Here is a 17,282-nt window from a genome sequence, read left to right as displayed (position 1 = left end):
CCGGTGCGCCGCTTCAATCTTTCCGAGTGGGCGCTGGCCAATCGCCCGCTGGTGCTGTTTGCCATGCTCGCCTTCGCGGTGATCGGCGCATGGTCGTACAAGCACCTGGGCCAGTCCGAAGATCCGCCGTTCACCTTCAAGGCGATGGTGATCCGCACGCAGTGGCCCGGTGCCACCGCCGAGCAGGTGTCGCGCCAGGTGACCGAGCCGATCGAGAAGGCGCTGATGAACACCGGCGAATACGAGTTCATCCGCTCGTACTCGCGTCCGGGCGAATCGCAGGTGATCTTCATGGCGCGCGACAGCCTGCGCTCCAAGCAGATCCCGGACCTGTGGTACCAGGTGCGCAAGCGCGTGGGCGACATCCGCGCGACGCTGCCCCGCGAGATCGTCGGCCCGTTCTACAACGATGAGTTCGGTGATACCTACGGCAACATCTATGCACTCACCGGCAAGGGCTTCGACTATGCGGTGATGCGCGATTACGCCGACCGCATCCAGCTGGAACTGCAGCGCGTGCCCGACGTCGGCAAGATCGACCTGGTCGGCCTGCAGGACGAGAAGGTGTGGATCGAGCTGTCCAACACCCGCCTGGCCACGCTGGGCCTGTCGATGCAGCAGGTGCAGCAGGCTTTGGCTGACCAGAACGCCATTGCCGGCACCAGTTTCTTTGAAACGCCGACCGACCGCGTGCAGCTGCGCGTGACCGGCCAGTTCGACAGCATCGAGGCGATCCGCCAGTTCCCGGTGCGTGCCGGCGAGCGCACCGTGCACCTGGGCGACATTGCCGAGGTCAAGCGTGGCTTCGCCGATCCCGCCTCGCCGAAGATGCGCTTCATGGGTGAAGAAGCCATCGGCCTGGCCGTGGCGATGAAGGACGGTGGCGACATCCTCAAGCTGGGTGCGAACCTGGATGCGGAGTTCGAGCGCCTGCAGAAGACCCTGCCCACCGGCATGCAGCTGCGCAAGGTGTCCGACCAGCCGCAGGCGGTGGAAGAATCCGTCGGCGAGTTCGTGCAGGTGCTGACCGAAGCGGTGGTGATCGTGCTGCTGGTCAGCTTCTTCTCACTGGGCCTGCGTACCGGCCTGGTGGTGGGCGTGACCATTCCGCTGGTGCTGGCGATGACCTTCTTCGTCATGCACTACTTCGGCATCGGCCTGCACAAGATCTCGCTGGGCGCGCTGGTGCTGGCCCTGGGCCTGCTGGTGGACGATGCGATCATCGCGGTGGAGATGATGGCCACCAAGATGGAGCAGGGCTTTGACCGCCTGCGCGCGGCCAGCTTCGCCTGGGAATCGACGGCGTTCCCGATGCTGACCGGTACCCTGATCACCGCGGCCGGCTTCCTGCCGATCGCCACGGCGGCGTCGAGCACGGGCGAGTACACCCGTTCACTGTTCCAGGTGGTGACCATCGCGCTGGTGGTGTCGTGGATCGCTGCGGTGCTGTTCATCCCGTACCTGGGCGACAAGATGCTGCCGGACCTGTTCAACCCGCAGCCGCCGAAGCCGGGCAGCCTGTCCGCGCGCTGGCTGGCCCGGCGCCGGCAGTGGGCCGACCGCTACCCGGCGCTGGCCAACCTGCTGCGCCCGGCCGAGCACGGCCATGACCACGATCCATACCAGCGGCCGTTCTACCAGCGCTTCCGCCGCTTCCTTGATGCGTGCCTGCGCCACCGCTGGTGGGTGATTGCCGCGACCATCGGCCTGTTCGTGTTCTCGCTGATGATGTTCCGCTTCGTGCCGCAGCAGTTCTTCCCCGATTCGACCCGGCCGGAACTGATGGTCGACATCGAACTGGCCGAAGGTGCCTCGCTGCGCTCGACCCAGGCCCAGGCCGAAAAGCTGGAAAAGCTGCTGCACGGCCGCGAGGACATTGCCAACTACGTGTCCTACGTGGGCACCGGCTCGCCGCGCTTCTACCTGCCGCTGGACCAGCAGCTGCCGGCGACCAACTTCGCCCAGTTCGTGGTGCTGGCCAAGGACACCCACGCCCGCGAAACCGCGCGCGACTGGCTGATGAAGGAGGTCATTCCGCAGTTCCCGGACGTGCAGATGCGCGTGACCCGCCTCGAAAACGGCCCGCCGGTGGGCTACCCGGTGCAGATGCGCGTGTCCGGCGAGCACATCGAGCAGGTGCAGGCCATCGCCCGCCAGGTCGAGGCCAAGGTGCGCGAGAACCCGCACGTCATCAACGTCAACCTGGACTGGAGCGAACCGAGCAAGGTGGTGCGCCTGGTGATCGACCAGGAGCGTGCACGCGCGCTGGGCGTGAGCAGTGCGCAGGTCAGCCAGTTCCTGGCCAGTTCGCTGGCCGGGCAGTCGGTGAGCGTGTACCGCGAAGGCAACCGCCAGATCGAGATGCTGCTGCGCGGCCCGGCCGACGAGCGTGACCAGCTGGAACTGCTGTCCAGCCTGGCCATGCCCACCGCCAACGGTGGCAGCATCACGCTGTCCCAGGTGGCCACGATGGAGTATGGCTTCGAGGACGGCATCATCTGGCACCGCAACCGCCTGCCGACGGTGACCGTGCGTGCCGACATCGGTGATGGCATGCAGCCGCTGGACGTGGTGCAGCAGCTCCTGCCGACGCTGGATGGCATCCGTGCGCAGCTGCCCAGCGGTTACCTGCTGGAAACCGGCGGTACGGTGGAGGATTCGGCACGCGGCCAGGATTCGATCAAGGCCGGCATGCCGCTGTTCCTGATCGTGGTGGCGACCCTGCTGATGCTGCAGCTGCGCAGCTTCTCGCGGGCGGCGATGGTGCTGGTGACCGCGCCGCTGGGCATCATCGGTGCCACGTTGTTCCTGCTGCTGTTCCGCGCGCCGTTCGGCTTCGTGGCGCTGCTGGGCACCATCGCGCTGGCCGGCATGATCATGCGCAACTCGGTGATCCTGATCGACCAGATCCAGCAGGACATCGATGCCGGGCATGACCGCTGGCATTCGATCATCGACGCAACGGTCCGGCGTTTCCGCCCGATCGTGCTGACCGCGCTCGCCGCCGTGCTGGCGATGATCCCGCTGTCGCGCAGCGCGTTCTACGGCTCGATGGCGATCTCGATCATGGGTGGCCTGATCGTCGGCACCGTGCTGACCCTGGTGTTCCTGCCGGCGCTGTATGCCGCGTGGTTCCGGGTCAAGCCGGGTGAGTAGAGTCGAGCTTGCTCGACTGCCGTTATCGGGGTCGGATCCCTTTCCCGCAGGGAAAGGGCTCTGACCCCATCCACGACCCCATCCACGCATGGCGTGGATCTACTGGGGCATCCGCGAATGGCGTGGATCTACGGTAGAGCCACCCCATGGGTGGCTGCAGGAAAGGTCGGCGCTGCCGAAGGCAATTCTGCTCGGCAATCGCTGATGCTTAAGACGGTGTATTGTCGCCTCTGCCCGCCATCCCGCGCGATGGCGAACCGACAGCCTCCGCACTGCGTGGCATGCCGCAATCAGCCTTGATGACACTTCGAGGCAATGATCCGCTCCCCATCAAGGGGAGTCCGGCGATGTGAGCGTACCGCGCCGAAGAAGGGGAGGGCTATGAAGAATCAAGGACGTCTGTATACCCAGGGAGGCTTCGTCGATGAATGATCGGAATGTTGTGCTGAGCGCGGAGCGGGTGGTTTTCTACTCGATGACGGATGAAAGGTCATTCTTCGAGTGGCTTGCGAGGATGCCATTCGTACTGGATGTCGCAGGTCGAGGGCTTGTGATTGAAATAACCGTCGATACGTTGATGGTCGATGATGATGGACTCAGGGAGCTGATCGCATTGTTTCAGCGCTACCGAGTATCGATGCGACAACTGCGTGTATTCGACTGCGAGGAATTTTCCCGCTGGTTCAGGCGTCGCAATACCTTCTGGTACAAGAAGGTTTTCTGCTGATCCTCATCGATTCGCGCGGCATCACTTCGACCTGCGCGCGGCCTACTGCCATGAGCGCTTATGCATACTACGCAGTGGGTCGCCTGGCCCAGACCCAGGGCGGAGCAACGGGCACGCCGATTGAAGCCTACGGCGCGGAGCGTGCGCTCATGGCATTTGGCTAGGTACTGGAGGGGTGCAGCAATGGCAGATATCTATCCGGTCGGCGTTGCTTCTGGCGGAAGCGTGGTCTGGTTTGCGTGGGTCTCAGACGACTACGATCATCTGATGTCAGTCGATGGGATGGCAGTTCATGCCTTCAACCGGGATGCGCTTGATCTGGCGGTCGCGACTGCGGGAGGCACTCTGGACTGGGACGGCGAGACTGAGTTTGATGTTGATTCGTTGATCGCTTCAGCCCGCTCGGGTGTCGGCGTTGAACCTGAAGCAGTCATCAACTTCTGGAACTTCATGACGGATCTGCTCAGAGTCGTTGAGAATGTTCCAATGCAGATGTTCCATTCCGAGTTGATCGATACGTATGACGTGTTCTTCTCTCAGTGTGGGATCGCCGGAGCAATCGGGCTGGAGTCAGTTCCCTTCTCAAGGCGGGATCTCGATGCATTGCTGATCGTCCTGCGTGATGGATGGCAGATGGTGGGAATGGAGGCCATAGGGTGATGAAAACTGGATTGTTCCTGCGATACGCGGCCGTGATGGTCCTCGTTTTTCTGGGTTGGTGGTTCTACAGGTACGTGAGCCCGGCGCTGATGACGTTGATTGCGTTGGTCATCATGGCGGGAAGTACCCTGTGGTTCCTTGTGGCTGTGGCAAGAGAACCCGAAGCCATGGCCGGAAAGGCCAGATCCTGGTGGCGAATGGTCTGGGATGGCTTCTGGGGATTGTGAGGTTCTGGACGTGGTAGAGCCACCCCATGGGTGGCTGATTCAAAGCGCGGGTGACGTACGGTGCGCGATGCCACGAACCGACAGCAGAAAGAACACGGCGGAAGCCAAGGTCAGCAGTACGGGAATGATCTGGTCGATGGCCAGGTACAGTGCGGTGGCCCAGGTTTCGGGCAGGCGGTTGCCGTTGTAATAGACCACTACCGCCAAGGCTGGTGAGGCAATGAATGGCCACGCACACATCGCCGTGCTTGACCACGCGAATGCCGCGCTGCTGCGCATGCGTATGCGACGGTGCAGCATCCAGGCAGCAATGGCCGAAAGCAGCAGGGCCAGGCTTGCTGCAGTACCGTGGATCAGATCGAAAGTGGGCACAGCCGGGCTCCTTGGCAATAACGTGGTTCCAGTTGCGGCATGATGCCCCATCCACGCACGGCGTGGACCTGCCGTAGAGCCACCCCGTGGGTGGCGGCTTCGAAACCGACCGCACAGGAGCACCCCTCATGACTGGATTGCCGACCGATCTCTCAAAGGAAGCCAATCGCTTGCTCGACCTGGGGCGGACGGATGACCTTGCTGCGCTCGTGCGTGATGCGCTGAAGTCCGGATCTGCCGAGTCGATATTCCTGTCTTCCTGCTACGGATCCACGGGCGAGAGCGAGGAGGACTTCAATGCGAGGAGTCTTTCCCAGTCGATGCTTGCGGCTGAGATGGGCTATGCGCCCGCTCAGTTCCGTTTGGGCCAGTATTTTCTGTTTGGCGATTTTGTCGAGATGGATGCTGGCAGGGCGGAGCAGTACTTCAAGTCGGCAGCGGAATCAGGGTATCCCCCTGCAATGTATGAATATGGCTTGGCCTTGCGCAACGGCGTACCCGCTGGGGAGTCCTGCGCAGAGGCGATGTCCTGGATTGCTCGGGCCGCCGAGGCGGGAGACGAACTTGCCGCGGAGTACATGGCCAGCATGGACGATTAACATCACGGGTTTCGCGTCGGCCGCGCTGACTGCCGTCGCTGTGCCTGCGCTGTTCAGTCTCTTTTGGATGGGGTCAGAGTCTTTCCTGCGGAAAGGATCCGACCTCATCCACGACCCCATCCACGCATGGCGGGGATTTACTAGTACAACCCCTGCGCCAGCATCGCGTCGGCGACCTTCACGAAGCCGGCGATGTTGGCGCCGTCCACATAGTTGACGCTACCGTCCGCGCGCTTGCCGTGGCGCACGCAGCTGGCGTGGATGTCCTTCATGATCGCGTGCAGGCGCTCGTCCACGTCGGCATGGTGCCAGGACAGCCGCTGCGCGTTCTGGCTCATCTCCAGGCCCGACGTCGCCACACCACCGGCATTGCTGGCCTTGCCCGGTGCGTACAGCGTGCCGGCCTGCAGGAACACGTCCACCGCTTCCAGCGTGGAGGGCATGTTGGCGCCCTCGGCCACGCACTGCACGCCGTTGTGCACGAGCGTGCGGGCGTCGTCCTCATCCAGCTCGTTCTGGGTGGCGCAGGGCAGGGCGATGTCGGCCGGCACATGCCAGGGGCGCTTGCCGGCGAGGAACTCGAAGCGGGTATCAGCGGCCAGTTCCTGCAGGCGGCCGCGGCGCGCGTTCTTCAGTGCCATCAACTCCTGCAGGGCCTGTTCGTCGAAGCCGTCGCGCGCGTACAGCGTGCCGCCCGAATCGGAGAAGGTCAGCACCTTCGCGCCCAGCTCGGTCGCCTTCAGGGCGGCGTACTGGGCCACGTTGCCGGAGCCGGATACCAGCACGCGTGCGCCGTGGGTTTCGCGTCGGGCGTGGTGCAGCATCTGTTCGACGAAGTAGACCGTGCCGTAGCCGGTCGCCTCCGGGCGCATCAGGCTGCCGCCATAGGACAGGCCCTTGCCGGTGAACACGCAGGCGGCATCGTTGCTCAGCTTCTTCATCATGCCGGCCATGTAGCCGACCTCACGCGCACCCACGCCGATGTCACCGGCGGGCACGTCGGTGTCCGGGCCCAGGTGACGATGCAGTTCCAGCATCAGCGCCTGGCAGAAGCGCATCACTTCGGCGTCGCTGCGGCCCTTCGGGTCGAAGTCCGACCCGCCCTTGCCGCCGCCCATCGGCAGCGTGGTCAGTGCGTTCTTGAAGGTCTGCTCGAACGCCAGGAACTTCAGGATCGACAGGTTCACCGACGGGTGGAAGCGCATGCCGCCCTTGAACGGGCCGATGGCCGAGCTGTGCTGCACGCGCCAGGCGCGGTTCACATGGGCCTGGCCGGCGTCATCGCTCCAGGCCACGCGGAACTGGATCAGCCGCTCCGGCTCGACCAGGCGTTCCAGCAGGCCCTGCTGCAGGTAGCGCGGATTGTCCTGCAGGAACGGCCACAGGCTGTGGACCACTTCCTTCACTGCCTGCAGGAACTCGGGCTGGTGCGGGTCACGGCGGGCAACGTCGGCGAGGAACTCGTCGGGGGAACGATGCTTCAAAGACATTCCTTGGATTGAGGCCTGTGCGGGGCGGCGGCTGCGCGGTCGGCATGAAGGTGGGGCCAGAGCCTTTTCCGGTGGAAAAGGATCCGACCCCTTTCAGGTGTCAGCGCAGCTTGGCGAGCACCGCGTCGGTGGCAGCAGCGGTGCTGACCGCCTGGCCCTTGGCCGCGAGGTCGGCGGTGAACACGCCGTCATCCAGCACCGCATGCACGGCGGCTTCCACCGCAGCGGCTTCGGCGTCCAGGCCCAGCGAGTGGCGCAGCAGCATGGCGGCGCTGAAGATCGTCGCGTAGGGATTGGCGATGCCCTTGCCGGCGATGTCCGGTGCCGATCCGTGGATGGGTTCGTAGATGCCCACCGCGCCCGGCTCGCCCAGCGAAGCCGACGGCAGCAGGCCCAGCGAACCGGCCAGCATCGACGCTTCGTCGGTGAGGATGTCGCCGAACATGTTCTCGGTGACGATCACATCGTACTCGCGCGGCTTGGCCAGCAGGTGCATGGCCATCGAGTCGACCAGCTGGTGTTCCAGCGCCACGTCCGGGAACTCCTCGCGGCCGATGCGCGCGGCCACGTCACGCCACAGGCGCGAGGTCTCCAGCACGTTGGCCTTGTCCACCGAAGTGACCTTGCCGCGGCGCTGCTGGGCCAGGCGGAAGGCGCTGCGCAGCACGCGCTCGATCTCGGCCACGGTATAGCGGCACAGGTCGCTGGCGCTGTCGGCGTCGCGGGTCTTGTCGCCGAAGTAGATGCCGCCGGTCAGCTCGCGCACCACCACGAAGTCCACGCCCTGCAGCAGCTCGGCCTTGATCGGCGAGGCGTGCAGTGCGGCTTCATGGGTGCGCACCGGGCGCAGGTTGGCGTACAGGCCCAGCGCCTTGCGGATCGCCAGCAGGCCCTGTTCCGGGCGCACCTTGGCGTTCGGGTCGGACCACTTCGGGCCACCTACCGCGCCCAGCAGCACCGCGTTGGCGGCCTGGCAGGCGGCCAGGGTGGCGGCCGGCAGCGGTTCGCCGTGGCGGTCGATGGCGATGCCACCGATGTCGTGCTCACTGAAGGAGAAGCTGTGGTTGAAGCGTTCGGCGACGGCCTTCAGGACGGCAACCGCAGCGGCGGCCACTTCCGGGCCGATGCCATCACCGGGCAGGACAACAATTTCAGCGTGCATGCTCACTCTCGTAACGTTCGATTTCAGGGACACGGCCCAACAGATACCCCAACTGGTCCACGCCTTCCAGCAGGCAGGTCTGCGAGAAGCCGTCCAGCGGGAAGGAATAGACGCGGCCGTCGGGCGTGCGCAGCTCGCGCGCGGCGACGTCGATGGTCAGTTCATCGTCCGGGCGCTGCATCAGCGCCTGCACGTCGGCTTCGTCCAGCACGATCGGCAGCAGGCCGTTCTTCAGCGAGTTGCCGCGGAAGATGTCGGCGATCTCGCTGCTGACGATGGCACGCAGGCCCAGGTCGGTCAGCGCCCACGGCGCATGCTCGCGCGAGGAGCCACAGCCGAAGTTGCGGCCGGCCAGCAGGATGCTGCGGCCAGCGTTGTGCGGCTGGTTGAAGGCGAAGCCGGGCACCGGCGAGCCGTCGGCCTGCCAGCGCCAGTCATTGAACGCGTTGCGGCCCAGGCCGGCACGTTCGGTGGTGGACAGGAACCGAGCCGGAATGATCTGGTCGGTGTCGATGTTGGTCTGCGCCAGCACCACGCTGGACGAGGTCAGGGTACGGAAACCGGCCATCACGCCACCTCCTGTGCGAACAGTTCGCGGGTGTCGGCCACCTGGCCCTTCACCGCCGCCCACGCCGCACTCATCGGCGAGGCCAGCAGGGTGCGCGACCCCGGGCCCTGGCGGCCCTCGAAGTTGCGGTTGCTGGTGCTCACGGCCAGCTGGCCGGGGGCGACCAGGTCGCCGTTCATGGCGATGCACATCGAGCAGCCCGGCTCGCGCCATTCGGCACCGGCCGCGCGCACGATCTCATGGATGCCTTCGGCCTCGGCCTGGCGCTTGACGATTTCCGAGCCCGGCACCACCAGCATGCGCACGCCCTCGGCAACGTGGCGGCCACGCAGCACCTGCGCCACTTCGCGCATGTCGCTCAGGCGGCCGTTGGTGCACGAGCCGACGAACACCACGTCCACCGGGGTCCCTGCCAAGGCCTTTCCGGCCTGGAAGTGCATGTAGTCCAGGCCCTTCTGTGCGGCGGCATCGTTGGCGGCCGGAATGGGCGTGTCCACGGCGATGGCGGTGCCCGGGTGGGTGCCCCAGGTCAGGGTCGGGCGGATGTCGGCGGCATCGATGCGCACTTCGCTGTCGAAGCGTGCGCCTTCATCACTGCGCAGCTGCTGCCAGCGCGCCACCGCGGCGTCGAAGTCTGCGCCCTTGGGGCCGCGCGGGGTAGCGGCCACGAAGTCGAAGGTGACCTGGTCCGGGGCGACCATGCCGGCACGCGCACCGGCTTCGATCGACATGTTGCACAGGGTCATGCGCTGTTCCATGTCCATCGCTTCGATGGTGCTGCCGCGGAACTCGATGACGTGGCCGGTGCCACCGTTGACGCCGATCACGCCGATGATGTGCAGGACCACGTCCTTGGCGCCGACGCCGGGTGCCAGCGGTCCATCAACGGTGATCGCGAACGTCTTCGCTTTGCGCTGCAGCAGGCACTGGGTGGCCAGCACGTGGCCGACTTCGCTGGTGCCGATGCCGAAGGCCAGCGAACCGAATGCACCGTGGGTGGAGGTGTGGCTGTCACCGCAGACGATGGTCATGCCGGGCTGGGTGAAACCCTGCTCCGGGGCGATGACGTGGACGATGCCGCGGTTGTCCGAGGCCATGTCGAACAGTTCGATGCCGTGCTCGGCGCAGTTGCGCGCCAGGGTGGCGACCTGCGCTTCGGAGGCGGCGCTGGCGTAGGGCAGCTTGCCGTCGGCACCGGCCGGCAGGGTCGGGGTGGAATGGTCCATCGTTGCCTTGGTGCGATCCGGGCGGCGCGGCGCCAGGCCGCGCGAACGCAGCTCGGTGAAGGCCTGCGGCGAGGTGACCTCGTGGATCAGGTGCAGGTCGATGTACAGCACGGCGGGGGCGCTGTCGGATTCGGGAACCACCACGTGGGCGTCCCACAGTTTGTCGTACAGGGTGCGGGGTGCGGAAGTCATGCGTATGCCTGGCAGAAGTACGAAAGAACGAACATCAGTAAAGAAAGCGGAACGGTCAAGTCAGCGACGGCGGGCGAGCACGCGCAGGCGCACATAGTCGGCCAGCGGCTGCCCGGCTGCGTTGCGCGGCAGGTCGTCCAGCAGGGCCGCAGCCGCTTCGCGCACCGTGCTGCGGGCGGCGGCCGGCAGGTCGTCCAGCAGCGGCGCGGCGAACACCCGCAGCCAGCCGGCGCCGCCGGTGGGCAGCGCGGTCGGGCGCGGCGTGGTTTCGATCAGCTGCACCTGGAAGCCATGCTGGCGCAGGCGGTCGGCGTAGGCATCGGCGGTGGGGAAATACCACTGGAACGCACTGGCGCCGTGGCCGTGGGCCACGCGTGCGGCCTGCACCGCAGCGATGATCGTGGCCACGTTGCCATGGCCGCCGAACTCGGCGACGAAGCGGCCACCGGGACGCAGGGCACGGCGCACGCCTTCCAGCACGCGGTCCGGGTTGCCCATCCAATGCAGCGCGGCATTGCTGAACACCGCATCGAACTCCGCGTTGAAGGTCAGCGCGTGGCCATCCATCACCTGCGCATCGACACCACGCGCGCGGGCGGCATTGACCAGTTCCGGCGAGGCATCCACGCCGTGGATGCGCGCACCGCTCAGGGCCAGTTCGGTGCTGAGCACGCCATCGCCACAGCCCAGGTCGAGGATGCGTTCACCGGTGCGCGGGTCGAGCAGGCGCGACACCGCACCGCCGAGCAGCGGCACGAAGCCGGCATCGATCGCATAGTCCTGGGCGTTCCACTGCTGGCCAGCGGCCGGGGTGGGGGTGTCGAAGGCGCTCATCTCAGGTTCCTCAGGCAGTGGCGGCGGTCGGGGTTTCGGTGCTGCTGGTGGCCGCCTGGCGCTGGCGCAGCAGGCGGTTGGCCACGTCCAGCCAGGCCAGGGCAGAGGCTTCGATGATGTCCTTGCTGGTGCCGGTGCCGTCGTACTCCACGCCTTCGTGGCGCACGCTCAGGTTGGCTTCGCCGCGTGCATCGGCACCGATGCCGACGCTGTGCACCTGGTAGCTGTCCAGCTGCAGCTGCACGCCGGTGGCCGAGGACAGCGCGCCGAACAGGGCGTCGACCGGGCCATCGCCCTGTGCGGTTTCGGCCACGCGGTTGCCTTCCGGGTCGGACAGTTCGACCAGGGCGTTGGCGCGGCTGCCGACGTCGCTGATGGTCATCGAGGCCAGGCGGTAGCCCTGGTTGTTGGCGCCGCCCTGCATCAAGGTCTGCAGGTCGGCATCGGTGACCACGCGCTGCTGCTCGCACATCGCCTTGAACTGCTCGAAGACCAGCTTCAGTTCGTCTTCTTCCAGCCAGAAGCCCAGCGCACGCAGGCGCGATTCGACGGCGGCGCGGCCACTGTGGCGGCCCAGCACCATCTGCGAATCCTCCCAGCCCACGTCTTCCGGGCGCATGATTTCGTAGGTGCCGCGGTGGCGCAGCATGCCGTGCTGGTGGATGCCCGATTCATGGGCGAAGGCATTGGCGCCGACGATGGCCTTGTTGCGCTGGACCGGCATGCCGACCAGGCGCTGCAGCAGCTGCGAGGTGCCGACGATGCGCGGGGTGTTGATCGCGGTGTCCTGCTCGTAGAAAGCCTGGCGCACCTTCAGCACCATGGCGATTTCTTCCAGCGAGCAGTTGCCGGCGCGTTCGCCGATGCCGTTGATGGTGCACTCGACCTGGCGCGCGCCACCCTCGACGGCCGCCAGCGAGTTGGCCACGGCCAGGCCCAGGTCGTTGTGGCAGTGCGCGCTGAAGATCACGTTGGCCGCGTTCGGCACGTCGGCCACGCCGGCGATGACCTGCTGGAACATCGCGCGGATCTCTTCCGGCGTGGTGAAGCCGACGGTGTCGGGCAGGTTGATGGTGGTGGCACCGGCCGCGATCGCCGCGCGCGAAACCTCGATCAGGTAATCCAGCTCGGTACGGGTGGCATCCTCGGCCGAGAACTCGACATCGTCCACATAGGTGCGGGCCAGGGTGACGTGCTTGCGTACCGATTCCAGCACCTGTTCGCGGGTCATGCGCAGCTTGTGCTCGCGGTGCAGCGGGCTGGTCGACAGGAACAGGTGCAGGCGCGGGTTGGCTGCGGCTTCCAGTGCGCGTGCGGAGGTTTCGATGTCGGCCTGCAGGCAGCGCGACAGCACGGCCAGGGTCAGGCCGGGGCGGCGCAGCTCACGGCCGATCAGGGCCATCGCTTCGCGGTCGGACTGCGAGCTGGCCGGGAAGCCGGTCTCGATGATGTCCACGCCCAGTTCGTCCAGCGCACGCGCCATCACCAGCTTCTGCGGCGGGCTCATGCTGCAGCCGGGGGACTGCTCGCCGTCACGCAGGGTGGTGTCGAAGATGCGGATGCGCGGGGTGGTAATTCGTTCGATGGTGGTCACAGGGAAATCTCCTCGACAGCGGGCGCGACGGCTTTCAGGTTGGAAGGGGAAGAGGTGGGGGAGGCGGGGGCGCTGGCCTTGCTGGGCGAGCGAGGGGTTTCACTGCGGCGCCGGCGCGGTTTGCGCGGCGGCCGGGGGCGGATGTCGGTGAGCAGGCCGGCCAGTACGCCGGCATCGATGTTGCCGCCGGACACCACCGCGCACTTGCGGCGGCCGGCCACGCGGCGGCCCGCAGCCAGGGCCAGCGCGCCTGCGCCCTCGGCGATGATGTGTTCTTCCAGCGCCAGGCGGACCAAGGTTTCGCGCAGTTCGGCTTCGCGCACGATCACCACGTCGTCCAGCAGCGAGGCACACAGGCGGCGGGTCAGGTAACCGGGCACCTTCACCCGCACGCCGTCGGCCAGCGACGGCACCGGTGCGATCTCGTTGACATCACCGTGGATCGCGCGGGCCATCGAATCGACGCCCTCGACCTGTGCGCCGATGATGCGCACGCCCTGCGATTTCAGCGCCAGCGCCACGCCGGAGGCCAGGCCGCCGCCGCCGATCGGCACGATCACCACGTCCGGCGCGTGCGGCGCCAGCTCGATGCCGACCGTGCCCTGGCCGGCAATCACGTCGGCATCGTCGAAGGCGGACAGGAAGCGGTAGCCGTGGCGCTGCGCCAGCTCGACGGCAAAGGCGAAGGCCTCGTCATAGCTGTTGCCGTGCTGGCGCACGGTGGCGCCCCAGTGGGCAACGCCGGCGATCTTGGTCGCCGGTGCGCCGTGCGGCATCACGGTGATGGCCGGCACGTCCAGGCGGTAGGCGGCCCAGGCCACGCCCTGGGCGTGGTTGCCGGCCGAGGCGCAGATCACCGGGCGGGTGTCGCCGCGTTCACGGCCTGCCAGCAGGGCGTTCAATGCGCCGCGCACCTTGTAGGAACCGGTGCGCTGCAGGTTCTCCAGCTTCAGCCAGGTGCCGAAGCGCTCGGCATGGTGCAGCGGGGTGGGTGGCAGGAAGCGGCGCAGGCGGGCCTGCGCAGCCAGGACGTCGGCGACGCTTACGTCGCCGACATCGCTTTCCTTGCTGGCATCAGCGGCCGGCATGGGCCACCAGCGGGGAGACCGCCGCGTGCGGGCACGGGCGACGAAGAAGACGCCTCCGTGCCGGCACCGTGGTCGATACGGTACGGGTGTTCATCATGCAGCTCCTTCCACGGGTGTCAGCTGTACCGACACGCAGTCGTAGATTTTTTCCATCTGCCGGCACAGCGTTTCCGGCGGCCGCTGGCCATCGACCACCAGCTGCAGGTGCCAGCGTCCGTCATCGGCGGCCACCGGCGCGCCGCTGATCGCGCGCGGGGCGAAACCGCGGCGTTCGGCCATGCCGATCACGCGCAGCAGCGCGCCTTCGGCCGGGTGCAGCACCAGGTCAAGCCGGTATTGCATTGGGGGTCTCCTGGCGGACGTGGGCGGGGTTGCTTTCCAGCATGGTGCTGTTGGCAGTGTTGGGCGGCACCAGCGGCCACACGTTGGCGCGCGCGTCGATGGCCACGTGCAGCAGGGCCGGGCCGGGCTCGGCCAGCAGTGCAGCCAGGCCGCCTTCCACGTCGTCGCGGTTGTCGATGCGGGTGGCCGCAATGCCGAACACCTTGGCCAGGGCCACGAAGTCCGGGTTGTCGGACAGGTCGATCTCGCTGTAGCGCTCGGCGAAGAACAGTTCCTGCCACTGCCGCACCATGCCCAGCGAACTGTTGTCCAGCAGCACGATCTTCACCGGCAGGCGGCAGCGGGCGATGGTGGCCAGCTCCTGCACGTTCATCATGAAGCTGCCATCGCCGGACACCAGCACCACGGTGCGGTCGGGGCAGGCGAACTGCGCGCCCATCGCCGCCGGCAGGCCGAAGCCCATGGTGCCCAGCGCGCCACTGGTCAGGTGGTTGCGCGGGTGGTTGAAGCGGCAATGCTGGGCCACCCACATCTGGTGCTGGCCGACATCGCAGGCGATGACCGCATCGGCCGGCGCCACTTCGCTCAGCCGCTTCAGCAGCGCCGGGGCATAGATGTGCTGGCCCGGTGCGTCGTAGCGGGCGGCGAAGCGGTCGCGGTGCTGGGCACAGCGCTTGCGCCATGCGTCCTGGTGGGCCTTGGGGGAGGGGAAGGCCGCACGCAGGGCACGGATGGCATGGCTGACATTGCCCGGCACCGCGACATCGGCGCTGCGCAGCTTGGAGATCTCATAAGCATCGGCGTCGATGTGGACCACGCGGGCAAACGGGGCGAACTCGGCCAGCTTGCCGGTGGCACGATCATCGAAGCGCGCACCCAGCACCAGCAGCAGGTCGCTTTCCTGCACGGCCATGTTGGCCGCGCGGGTGCCGTGCATGCCCAGCATGCCCAGCGACTGCGGGTGCTGCGGGGGCAGCGCGCCCAGGCCACGCAGGGTCATCACGGTGGGGATGGCGCTGGCCTCGACGAAGTCGCGCAGGTCCTGCACGGCTTCGCCCAGGGCAATGCCACCGCCGGCGTAGACGACCGGCTTTTCGGCCGCCGCCAGTGCTGCGATGGCTTCAGCGATTGCTGCATCGGCCGCCGCCGCGGGCGGTTCGACACTGGCCGGCACGTGCGCCGGCAGGTGGCTGGCATCGGCCAGCTGCACGTCCTTGGGCAGGTCGATCAGGACCGGGCCGGGGCGGCCCTCGCGGGCGATGCGGAAGGCATCGGCAACCACGCGCGGCAGGTCGTCGACGCTGCGCACCAGCCAGCTGTGCTTGACGATGGGCAGGGTCAGGCCGAACACATCCAGTTCCTGGAAGGCATCGGTACCCAGCAGCGGGGTGCCGACCTGGCCGGTGATGCAGACCATCGGCACCGAGTCCAGCATCGCATCAGCGATGCCGGTGACCAGGTTCGACGCGCCGGGGCCGGAAGTGGCCACGCAGACGCCAACCTGGCCGCTGGCGCGGGCGAAGCCATTGGCCGCCAGCGCTGCACCCTGTTCGTGGCGCACCAGGATGTGCTTCAGCGACGAATCCACCAGCGCGTCGTAGAACGGCATGATGGTGCCGCCGGGGTAGCCGAACAGCGTACGGACGCCCTCGGTCTCCAGCGCCTGGGTCAGCCAGCGCGCGCCGTTGGGCGGCGCGCTGCGGTGTGTGGGAGAGTTCATGGGGGAACCTTGCAAAGCGGGTGGGGGAGGCCGCGTGGTTACGCGGCCTGTCCTTGCAACCAGACCATCTTGGCGCGCAGTTCCTTGCCTACCTTCTCGATCGGGTGCTCCAGGTCGGCCTGCTTGTACTTGTTGTAGTTCGGCAGGCCCGCTTCGTACTCGGCCACCCAGTTCTTGGTGAAGGTGCCGTCCTGGATGTCCTTCAGGACTTCCTTCATGCGCTCCTTGGTGCCGGCGTCGATCACGCGCGGGCCGCTGACGTAGTCGCCGTACTGGGCGGTCTCGGAGACGAATTCCAGCATGCGCGAGATGCCGCCTTCGTAGAACAGGTCCACGATCAGCTTCAGTTCGTGCAGCACTTCGTAGTAGGCGATTTCCGGCTGGTAGCCGGCTTCCACCAGGGTCTCGAAGCCGGCCTGCACCAGTGCCGAGGCACCGCCGCACAGCACCGCCTGTTCGCCGAACAGATCGGTTTCGGTTTCTTCCTTGAAGGTGGTCTGGATCAGGTTGGCGCGGGCGCCGCCCAGGCCGGCCGCATAGGCCTTTGCATGCTGTTCGGCATTGCCGCTGACGTCCTGGTGGATCGCCCAGATGCACGGCACGCCGCGGCCGATCTCGTACTCGCGGCGGACCAGCGCGCCCGGGCCCTTCGGCGCCACCAGCACCACGTCCAGGTCGGCGCGCGGTTCGATCATGCCGTAATGCACGTTCAGGCCGTGGGCGAACAGCAGGCAGGCACCCTGCTTCATGTTCGGCGCCAGCACCTCGTTGTACAGCTTCTTCTGCACCATGTCCGGGGTCAGCACGGCGACCAGGTCAGCGTCTTTCACCGCTTCGGCCGGTGCCACCACGTTGAAGCCATCAGCCTGGGCCTTGGCTTCGGTCGGGCCGCCCGGACGCAGGCCTACCACCACGTCGAAGCCGGATTCGCGCAGGTTCAGTGCGTGGGCGCGGCCCTGGCTGCCGTAGCCGATGACGGCGATCTTGGTCTGGGGCAGTTCGTTGGTGCTCATGGGGGAGGTTCCTTGCGTGGGAAGAAAAAAGACGGCCGGCAGTCGAAGCGACGTACCGGCCGGTCAGGGGAAAACGGTGGGGGAGGCGCCGTGCGTCGCACGGGCACAGCCACCACGAGGCGTCGTGGGGTGGCAGGTCCGGGTTTTGCAGTTGGCGGTGTTCATGGTGGTTGCGTCTGAAACCAGGTCTTGAAATGAAAAAACCCGCACCGGGGCGGGTGCGGGTTTTTGTCGAGTTCCGGTGTGTCTGTTGCTTACACGCTGGCTCGTCCCGCACCTGTTGGTTGGGTAATAAGTACGAGCACGAGAATC

16 protein-coding genes are annotated in these 17,282 nt (G+C 66.7%); 5 read left to right on the top strand and 11 right to left on the bottom strand.

Annotated features, from left to right (window positions below; translation table 11 throughout):
• Positions 1-3 precede the first annotated feature (3 nt).
• From C1927_RS17410 to C1927_RS17395, 4 genes are all read left to right on the top strand, one after another.
• A complete protein-coding gene (locus C1927_RS17410; RefSeq protein ID WP_079223184.1) occupies positions 4-3,156 on the top strand; it encodes an efflux RND transporter permease subunit in 3,153 nt (1,050 codons plus the stop codon).
• 424 nt (positions 3,157-3,580) lie between these two features.
• Positions 3,581-3,883: a hypothetical protein gene (locus tag C1927_RS17405; protein WP_152027115.1), complete on the top strand. Its 303-nt coding sequence runs from the start codon at positions 3,581-3,583 to the stop codon at positions 3,881-3,883.
• A 183-nt stretch (positions 3,884-4,066) separates the two neighbouring features.
• Positions 4,067-4,543, top strand: coding sequence for a hypothetical protein (locus C1927_RS17400; RefSeq protein WP_079223180.1), 477 nt, complete (start codon positions 4,067-4,069; stop codon positions 4,541-4,543).
• A complete protein-coding gene (locus tag C1927_RS17395; protein ID WP_079223178.1) occupies positions 4,543-4,770 on the top strand; it encodes a hypothetical protein in 228 nt (75 codons plus the stop codon). The genes C1927_RS17400 and C1927_RS17395 overlap by 1 nt, the downstream gene beginning before the upstream one ends.
• A 39-nt stretch (positions 4,771-4,809) precedes the next feature.
• On the opposite strand, the gene C1927_RS17390 is transcribed toward C1927_RS17395, so the two are convergent.
• Positions 4,810-5,142: a hypothetical protein gene (locus tag C1927_RS17390; protein WP_079223176.1), complete on the bottom strand. Its 333-nt coding sequence runs from the start codon at positions 5,140-5,142 to the stop codon at positions 4,810-4,812.
• A 128-nt stretch (positions 5,143-5,270) separates the two neighbouring features.
• Between C1927_RS17390 and C1927_RS17385 the strand changes: the two genes are divergently transcribed.
• Positions 5,271-5,741, top strand: coding sequence for an SEL1-like repeat protein (locus tag C1927_RS17385; protein WP_079223167.1), 471 nt, complete (start codon positions 5,271-5,273; stop codon positions 5,739-5,741).
• 140 nt (positions 5,742-5,881) lie between these two features.
• Here C1927_RS17385 and gdhA read toward each other — a convergent pair whose 3' ends face one another.
• The 10 genes from gdhA to ilvC all read right to left on the bottom strand — a co-directional run bounded on the left by gdhA (position 5,882) and on the right by ilvC (position 16,970).
• Positions 5,882-7,231 carry an NADP-specific glutamate dehydrogenase gene (gdhA, locus tag C1927_RS17380; RefSeq protein ID WP_108747326.1) on the bottom strand — a complete coding sequence of 450 codons (1,350 nt, stop codon included), beginning with the start codon at positions 7,229-7,231 and terminating at the stop codon, positions 5,882-5,884.
• A 100-nt stretch (positions 7,232-7,331) separates the two neighbouring features.
• Positions 7,332-8,393 (bottom strand): 3-isopropylmalate dehydrogenase, encoded by a 1,062-nt coding sequence (gene leuB / locus C1927_RS17375; protein ID WP_108747325.1) that lies wholly within the window; start codon positions 8,391-8,393, stop codon positions 7,332-7,334.
• Positions 8,383-8,961, bottom strand: a complete 579-nt coding sequence (gene leuD, locus C1927_RS17370) for a 3-isopropylmalate dehydratase small subunit (RefSeq protein WP_108747324.1) — start codon at positions 8,959-8,961, stop codon at positions 8,383-8,385. Before leuD ends, leuB begins: the two co-directional genes overlap by 11 nt.
• Entirely contained in the window at positions 8,961-10,379 is a 1,419-nt protein-coding gene (gene leuC / locus C1927_RS17365; RefSeq protein ID WP_108747323.1) for a 3-isopropylmalate dehydratase large subunit, read from the bottom strand. Before leuC ends, leuD begins: the two co-directional genes overlap by 1 nt.
• Positions 10,380-10,439: 60 nt before the next feature.
• Positions 10,440-11,213, bottom strand: a complete 774-nt coding sequence (locus C1927_RS17360; protein ID WP_108747322.1) for a class I SAM-dependent methyltransferase — start codon at positions 11,211-11,213, stop codon at positions 10,440-10,442.
• Positions 11,214-11,223: 10 nt separating this feature from the next.
• Complete coding sequence (locus tag C1927_RS17355) at positions 11,224-12,807, bottom strand: 2-isopropylmalate synthase (RefSeq protein ID WP_079223156.1); 1,584 nt, start codon at positions 12,805-12,807, stop codon at positions 11,224-11,226.
• Entirely contained in the window at positions 12,804-13,895 is a 1,092-nt protein-coding gene (locus C1927_RS17350) for a threonine dehydratase (protein WP_079223154.1), read from the bottom strand. Before C1927_RS17350 ends, C1927_RS17355 begins: the two co-directional genes overlap by 4 nt.
• A 93-nt stretch (positions 13,896-13,988) precedes the next feature.
• Entirely contained in the window at positions 13,989-14,237 is a 249-nt protein-coding gene (locus C1927_RS17345; RefSeq protein ID WP_079223152.1) for an ACT domain-containing protein, read from the bottom strand.
• Positions 14,221-15,957, bottom strand: a complete 1,737-nt coding sequence (ilvG, locus tag C1927_RS17340) for an acetolactate synthase 2 catalytic subunit (RefSeq protein ID WP_108747321.1) — start codon at positions 15,955-15,957, stop codon at positions 14,221-14,223. The genes C1927_RS17345 and ilvG overlap by 17 nt, the downstream gene beginning before the upstream one ends.
• Before the next feature lie 38 nt (positions 15,958-15,995).
• Positions 15,996-16,970, bottom strand: a complete 975-nt coding sequence (ilvC, locus tag C1927_RS17335; protein ID WP_079223148.1) for a ketol-acid reductoisomerase — start codon at positions 16,968-16,970, stop codon at positions 15,996-15,998.
• Positions 16,971-17,282 lie beyond the last annotated feature (312 nt).

The organism is Stenotrophomonas sp. ZAC14D1_NAIMI4_1 (assembly GCF_003086775.1).
Classification (GTDB): Bacteria; Pseudomonadota; Gammaproteobacteria; order Xanthomonadales; family Xanthomonadaceae; genus Stenotrophomonas.
Note: the sequence above shows the minus strand (reverse complement) of the source record. Positions and strands in the feature narration are given on the sequence as shown.

Bases quoted from the DNA above. Each gene is read 5' to 3' on its own strand.
- leuB (WP_108747325.1), bottom strand. From the start codon at position 8,393: ATGCACGCTGAAATTGTTGTCCTGCCCGGTGATGGCATCGGCCCGGAA.
- leuD (WP_108747324.1), bottom strand. From the start codon at position 8,961: ATGGCCGGTTTCCGTACCCTGACCTCGTCCAGCGTGGTGCTGGCGCAG.
- ilvC (WP_079223148.1), bottom strand. From the start codon at position 16,970: ATGAGCACCAACGAACTGCCCCAGACCAAGATCGCCGTCATCGGCTAC.
- C1927_RS17350 (WP_079223154.1), bottom strand. From the start codon at position 13,895: ATGCCGGCCGCTGATGCCAGCAAGGAAAGCGATGTCGGCGACGTAAGC.
- leuC (WP_108747323.1), bottom strand. From the start codon at position 10,379: ATGACTTCCGCACCCCGCACCCTGTACGACAAACTGTGGGACGCCCAC.
- C1927_RS17395 (WP_079223178.1), top strand. From the start codon at position 4,543: ATGAAAACTGGATTGTTCCTGCGATACGCGGCCGTGATGGTCCTCGTT.
- C1927_RS17405 (WP_152027115.1), top strand. From the start codon at position 3,581: ATGAATGATCGGAATGTTGTGCTGAGCGCGGAGCGGGTGGTTTTCTAC.
- ilvG (WP_108747321.1), bottom strand. From the start codon at position 15,957: ATGAACTCTCCCACACACCGCAGCGCGCCGCCCAACGGCGCGCGCTGG.
- C1927_RS17385 (WP_079223167.1), top strand. From the start codon at position 5,271: ATGACTGGATTGCCGACCGATCTCTCAAAGGAAGCCAATCGCTTGCTC.
- gdhA (WP_108747326.1), bottom strand. From the start codon at position 7,231: ATGTCTTTGAAGCATCGTTCCCCCGACGAGTTCCTCGCCGACGTTGCC.
- C1927_RS17345 (WP_079223152.1), bottom strand. From the start codon at position 14,237: ATGCAATACCGGCTTGACCTGGTGCTGCACCCGGCCGAAGGCGCGCTG.
- C1927_RS17400 (WP_079223180.1), top strand. From the start codon at position 4,067: ATGGCAGATATCTATCCGGTCGGCGTTGCTTCTGGCGGAAGCGTGGTC.
- C1927_RS17360 (WP_108747322.1), bottom strand. From the start codon at position 11,213: ATGAGCGCCTTCGACACCCCCACCCCGGCCGCTGGCCAGCAGTGGAAC.